Origin of the sequence: Amaricoccus sp., assembly GCF_036846665.1 — a bacterium.
Lineage (GTDB): Bacteria > Pseudomonadota > Alphaproteobacteria > Rhodobacterales > Rhodobacteraceae > Amaricoccus.
In genome coordinates, this window is record NZ_DAIUBO010000233.1 from 1 (window position 1) to 5,892 (window position 5,892).

Sequence of the window (5,892 nt, forward strand, 5' to 3'; positions counted from 1 at the left end):
CTGGCTGACGGCGCCGACGATGATGCCGGCGGTGGCGGTGGCGATACCGATGCCGATCATGTTGCGCGCGCCCGTCACCAGCCCGTCGAGCAGGTCGCGGCCGCCCTGAGCGATCGCGGCGCAGAGCGCGCCCTCGCCGCGCAGGATGGCCATGAGCGGCCGCTGCGTCAGCAGGATGAAGATCATGAAGGCGGTGGCCCAGAAGGCCGAGAGGCCCGGCGAGAGCCGGTCGACCATCAGCGCCCAGACCAGCACCACCACCGGCAGGATGTACTGCAGCCCGGAGCGGACAGTGGGGCCGGGGAGCGGCAGCTTGGTGACCGGGGCGTTGGGATCCTCCATCTTTAGGGGCGGCTCGCGAGAGGCGACCCAGAGCAGGGCGACATAGATCACAACGAGGAGCGCGAAGACGATATAGGCCGCGCTCTGCGGGAAGGCGGGACGGAGCCAGCCCATGCCGTAATAGACCCCGAAAGACAAGGCGCAGATGACGATGACCGCGAAGGCGATGCCGATGAGCCGCTGCACGATCGGCTTGGGCTCGTAGGCGCGCGGCAGGCCCTCCATGCCGGCCTTGAGCGCCTCGAGATGCACGATGTAGACCAGCGCGATGTAGGAGATGGTCGCCGGCAGTATCGCCGCCGTGACCACCTCGATGTAGGGAATGCCGACGTATTCGATCATCAGGAAGGCGGCGGCGCCCATCACCGGCGGCATGATCTGGCCGTTGACCGAGGAAGCGACCTCGACGGCGCCGGCCTTCTCGGCGGAGAAGCCGACGCGCTTCATCAGCGGGATGGTGAAGGTGCCGGTGGTCACGACATTGGCGATGGAGGAGCCGGAGATCAGGCCGGTCATCGCAGAGGAGACCACGGCCGCCTTGGCCGGGCCGCCGCGCATGTGGCCCATGAGCGAGAAGGCGACCTGAATGAAGTAGTTGCCGGCCCCGGCCTTATCGAGGAGCGAGCCGAAGAGCACGAAGAGGAAGACGAAGCTGGTCGAGACGCCGAGCGCGATACCGAACACGCCCTCGGTGGTGATCCACTGGTGGTTCACGACTTCCGAGAGCGAATTGCCCTTGTGAGCGATGATCTCGGGCATCCAGGGCCCGAGGAAGGTATAGCCGAGGAAGACCGTCGCCACGATCATCAGTGCCGGCCCGAGCGCGCGACGGGTGGCCTCGAGCAGCAGCAGGAGGCCCGCGACCGCCACGACGAAATCCATCGGGATCGGCGCGCCGACCCGGGTCGAGATGCTGCGGTACTGGAAGTAAATGTAGAGCGCGGTGGCCGAGGCGACGATGGCCATGGCCCATTCCCAGGAGGGGATGCGGTCCTTGGGCGAGCCGAGCACGATGCCCGCGATCACCGCTGCGCCGACGATCGGGATCCACCAGACCGAGGTGCCGGTCTTGGCGCCGACCATAAAGAGGATGGTCATGATGACCGGGACCGCGACGCCGATGCCGAGTTGCGCCGGGGTGCGGGCCGCCGGGTAGGCGGCATAGGCGAGGAAGAGCGCGAAGCCGAGATGGATCGCCCGCGCCTCGGTGTCGTTGAAGACGCCGAAGCCGAGCATGAAGGGCAGGGGCGAGGCGATCCAGAGCTGGAACAGCGACCAGGCGAGCGCCACCAGGATCAGGATGGCGGCGACCGGCTGCCCGGGGGTACGGCCGCCGGTATCGCTGGCGGCGACCATGGCATCGAGCTCTTCCTGGCTGAGCCCGCCGCGTCCGGCGGCTTCCGCTTCCACGGCTGCCGCCTGCTGTTGGTCCTTGTCGCTCCTGGCCATCCTGGTCCCCTGCGCCGCGAGAGCCGCACCCCGCGGCCCGCTTGTTATCGTTCAGTCCAGGCGTCAGACGGCCCCGGCCTGCGCCAGGACCGTCGAGTTCAGGTCACGAGGCGGGCAGCCAGCCGCGTTCCTGGTAGTACTTCTCGGCGCCCGGATGCAGCGGCGCGGAGAGGCCCTGAGTGATCATGTCCTCTTCCATGAGATTGGCGAAGGCCGGGTGCAGGCCCTTGAAGCGGTCGAAATTGTCGAAGACCGCCTTGACCACCTCATAGACTACCTCGTCGGGCACGTCGGCGGAAGTGACGAAGGTCGCCTTCACGCCGAAGGTCTCCACGGCGGAATCGTTGCCGGCATACATGCCGCCGGGGATCGTGGCCTTGGCGTAGTAGGGGTTGGCCTCGACCAATGCGTCGATCTCGGGCCCGGTGACCGGGATCAGACGCGCGTCGACGGTGGAGGTGGCCTCCTGGATCGAGCCGTTCGGGTGGCCGACCGTGTAGATGATCGCGTCGACCTTGTTGTCGCCCAGCGCCGCGGACTGCTCCGCCGGCTTCAGCTCGGAGGCGAGCGCGAAGTCGCTCATCGTCCAGCCGAGCGCCTCCATGACCACCTGCATGGTGGAATACTGGCCGGAGCCGGGGTTGCCGATGTTGACACGCTTGCCCTTGAGATCGGCGAAGGTCTCGATGCCGCTGTCGGCGCGGGCGACCACCGTGAAGGGTTCGGGATGCACCGAGAAGACCGAGCGCAGCTTCTCGAAGGGCTCGCCCTCGAAGTCGCCGAGGCCGTTGTAGGCGTTGAACTGGGCGTCGGACTGGGCCACGCCCATGTCCATGTCGCCCGCCTTGATGGCATTGATGTTGGCGACCGACCCGCCGGTGGAGGGCGCAGTGCATTTCAGGTTGGTTTCGGCGGTGTTGCGGTTGACCAAGCGGCAGATCGACTGGCCGACGACGTAATAGACGCCGGTCTGGCCGCCGGTGCCGATGGTGATGAAGGTTTCCTGGGCGGATACCGCCGACGAGGCGAGGGCAATCGCAAGTGCGCCGCCCAGCAGGTTGAACGTCTTCATTCCTCTCTCCCTGTGTTGACCCATTGCGATAACTAATCGCCGTCAACAGGTAAGAGTCAAGGAGTTTGGTCGTGCCCCAGCAATCTTGCAGAGGAACAGTAATAATAAATACGAGATGCCAATGCAAAATTGTCTGATCTTTCAATCGGTGAGAGAGTTGTATTAAAAACGTACTTAGAGAGTAATTTTGATCCGACTCGGCATTGCGCCATAATGTATTCCTGATTGATGTGACGCCAATGCAAAGGCGACGATGCTTCACCGTTGCAGCATTCCCTTTGTTCCTTGGCGACGCCATCGCTTTTGCCTCGCAGTTCTGTCTTGAGCCCGACGCGGCACAGCCCGTAAGCTGGGGCCCGCCAGGGACGGAGCGCGAAAGGGAGGGTCCCGATGTCACATGTCTTTCCCCGCCATTCCCGCGTCGACTCGCCGGTCGCAGTGGGGGGCGAGGGCTGCTACCTGATCGATGCCGTGGGCAAGCGCTATCTCGACGGCTCGGGCGGTGCGGCGGTCTCGTGCCTCGGCCATGGCGACCGGGAGGTGACCGCGGCGATCAAGGACCAGCTCGACCGGCTCGCCTTCGCGCATACCGGATTCTTCACCTCCGAGCCGGCCGAAGCGCTGGCCGACCTTCTGATCGAACATGCGCCGGCCGGGCTCGACCGGGTCTATTTCGTCTCCGGCGGTTCGGAGGCGGTGGAGGCGGCGATCAAGCTCGCCCGCCAGTACTGGGTCGAGAAGGGGGCGCCGGACCGCAGCAGGCTGATCGCGCGCAAGCAGAGCTACCACGGCAACACGATCGGCGCGCTCTCGGCCGGCGGCAACGAGTGGCGGCGGGCGCAGTTCGGCCCGCTCCTGCTCGACGTGAGCCACATCGAGCCCTGCTACGCCTACCGCCACCGGCGCGACGACGAGAGCCCCGAGGCTTACGGCCGCCGGGCCGCGGACGCGCTCGAGGCCGAGATCGCGCGGCTCGGGCCCGAAACCGTCATGGCCTTCATCGCCGAGCCGGTGGTGGGCGCCACCGCCGGCGCGGTGCCGCCGGCGCCGGGTTATTTCCGGCGCATCCGCGAGATCTGCGACCGCCACGGGGTCCTGCTCATCCTTGACGAGGTGATGTGCGGCATGGGCCGGACGGGCAGCCTCTTTGCCTGCGAGCAGGACGGGGTGGCGCCGGACATCGTCTGCATCGCCAAGGGACTCGGTGCTGGCTATCAGCCCATCGGCGTGATGATCTGCACGGCCGAAATCCACGACACCATCGCCGCCGGAACTGGGTTTTTCCAGCACGGCCATACCTATATCGGCCATCCTGCGGCCACCGCCGCCGGGCTGGCGGTGCTGCGCGCCATCCTCGGCCGCCACCTGCTGCCGCGCGTCCAGGAGAAGGGTGAGCAGCTCGCCGGGGCGCTGACCGAGCGGTTCGGCCAGCATCCGCACGTCGGCGACATCCGCGGCCGTGGTCTCTTCCGGGGGCTCGAGATCGTCGCAGACCGCGAGTCGAGGGATCCGTTCGACCCCGCACGGCGCGTGGCCGCCGGGATCAAGCGCGCGGCCTTCGAGGCCGGGCTGATCTGCTATCCCATGGCGGGCACCATCGACGGTCGGACCGGCGACCACGTGCTGCTCGCGCCGCCGTTCATCATCGGGGACGGGGAGATCGACGAGCTGGTGGACAAGCTCGACCGGGCGATCTCCGTGGCGCTGCGACAGTCCTAGTCCTGGCGGCCCGCCGGCGTAATTTGAACTGCGCCCTGCTTGGCCTGCCCCCTGAAGAGTGGTCCTCCCTGAAGTAGGCTTTCGAGCCAGTTGGAGAATAGAGGAATACCCCGGAAGAAGCATAAGCCCGAGGAGATCGTCGCCAAGCTCCGACAGGTCGACGTATTGGTATCGCAGGGCCAATCGGTGGCCGAGGCGGGGGCCCTGCCGCTCACTCCGCCGCCTCCAGCGCTCCGTCCTCCGGTCGGAGCCCGCAGGCCAGCTGCTCGGCCTCGTCCTTCGCGAAGGCTTCCCATCGCGCGAGGATGCGGTCGCAGTAGAGCGAATCGAGCTCGCAGAGCCGCGGGAGCCGCCGAGTAAACACCGCGAACGGCTGTGGGTACGTCTGGCCAAGTGCGCCATCGAGAACCGCCGATTTTGCTGATCGGTCAAACTGCCAGGCGACAAACTCCCTGAGGAATGCCGCTGCGGCGAGCTTCATCGCTTCTCCGATCCCGATATTCTGCTGACGAGCGGCAAGAATGCAGGCTTCGACATGGCCATCCATCTTGATCTGGAGGAGGGCCTTGCTCTGATCGTCCAGTCGTTCGAAATCCGACATGATAGTCTCCTATGGTGAGGTACCAGGTGCAGCTCAATCTGAGCCGCGCAGGGCCTGCAGTCGGCCACCGCCGTTCGCCGCGCCGACCTCGTCCAGCTGGAGCAGATCGCGGCAGGCTACCCCTCGCGCGAGCGCTTCCTGGTCCGCCGTCAGGCTGACCGGCTGGGTGGCACCGAGGATGCGCTGGACGAGGTCCGGCGCGAGGAAGGCCAGCTGCAGGGATCGCGACACGTCGCCAATGTCGATGCCTTCGCGCCGGGCGATGTCGCCGATGCCGGGACGCGTGGCCGGGTCGAGATAATCGGCGAGGCGGCAGCGTGCCTCGATCAGGGTCCGGACGAGATGCGGGTCGGGCGTCGGTGGCGGTGCCGCAGCGCCGCCAAGGATCACACGCAGCTCCGGCCCGCGCCGCTGCAGCTTCAGCGTCGCGGAGACGCTGAAGTCGGGAAGCTCCAGGGCAGCGAGGCCGGGGATGCGTCCGTTCCCAGCACCCCGAAGGTTCGCAGGGCTCACGTCTGCCCTAAGCTCATCGCCGGTCAACGCGACCCTCGTGACGAGCATCTGCAGGATCTCTCTCGCAGTCCGGGAGGCGGCATCCTGCAGCAGCTCGCTGACTTGCGAGCACATTTGCTTCAGAGCGACGCATGCAGCTTCTCCGGACAGGGCGGATGCGATCATCCGTGCCTGGAACGCCGGATCCCGGAGCTTG

At 66.6% G+C, this 5,892-nt stretch carries 5 protein-coding genes; 1 reads left to right on the forward strand and 4 read right to left on the reverse strand.

What is annotated here, in order from left to right; all coding sequences use genetic code 11:
- Together V7050_RS17370 and V7050_RS17375 are read right to left on the reverse strand one after the other, a co-directional pair.
- A partial coding sequence (locus V7050_RS17370; protein ID WP_324410914.1) for a TRAP transporter permease occupies positions 1-1,791 on the reverse strand: 1,791 nt, incomplete at its 3' end.
- A gap of 103 nt (positions 1,792-1,894) precedes the next feature.
- Complete coding sequence (locus V7050_RS17375) at positions 1,895-2,863, reverse strand: TAXI family TRAP transporter solute-binding subunit (RefSeq protein WP_324375705.1); 969 nt, start codon at positions 2,861-2,863, stop codon at positions 1,895-1,897.
- 390 nt (positions 2,864-3,253) lie between these two features.
- Between V7050_RS17375 and V7050_RS17380 the strand changes: the two genes are divergently transcribed.
- The gene (locus V7050_RS17380) at positions 3,254-4,582 is read left to right on the forward strand and encodes an aspartate aminotransferase family protein (protein WP_324375707.1); all 1,329 of its coding nucleotides are present in this window, start codon (positions 3,254-3,256) and stop codon (positions 4,580-4,582) included.
- Positions 4,583-4,793: 211 nt separating this feature from the next.
- Here the strand turns inward: V7050_RS17380 and V7050_RS17385 are convergent, their stop codons facing one another.
- A complete protein-coding gene (locus V7050_RS17385; protein ID WP_324375711.1) occupies positions 4,794-5,183 on the reverse strand; it encodes a hypothetical protein in 390 nt (129 codons plus the stop codon).
- A gap of 33 nt (positions 5,184-5,216) precedes the next feature.
- On the reverse strand, positions 5,217-5,892 hold a 676-nt coding region (locus V7050_RS17390; RefSeq protein WP_324375709.1), incomplete at its 5' end, for a hypothetical protein.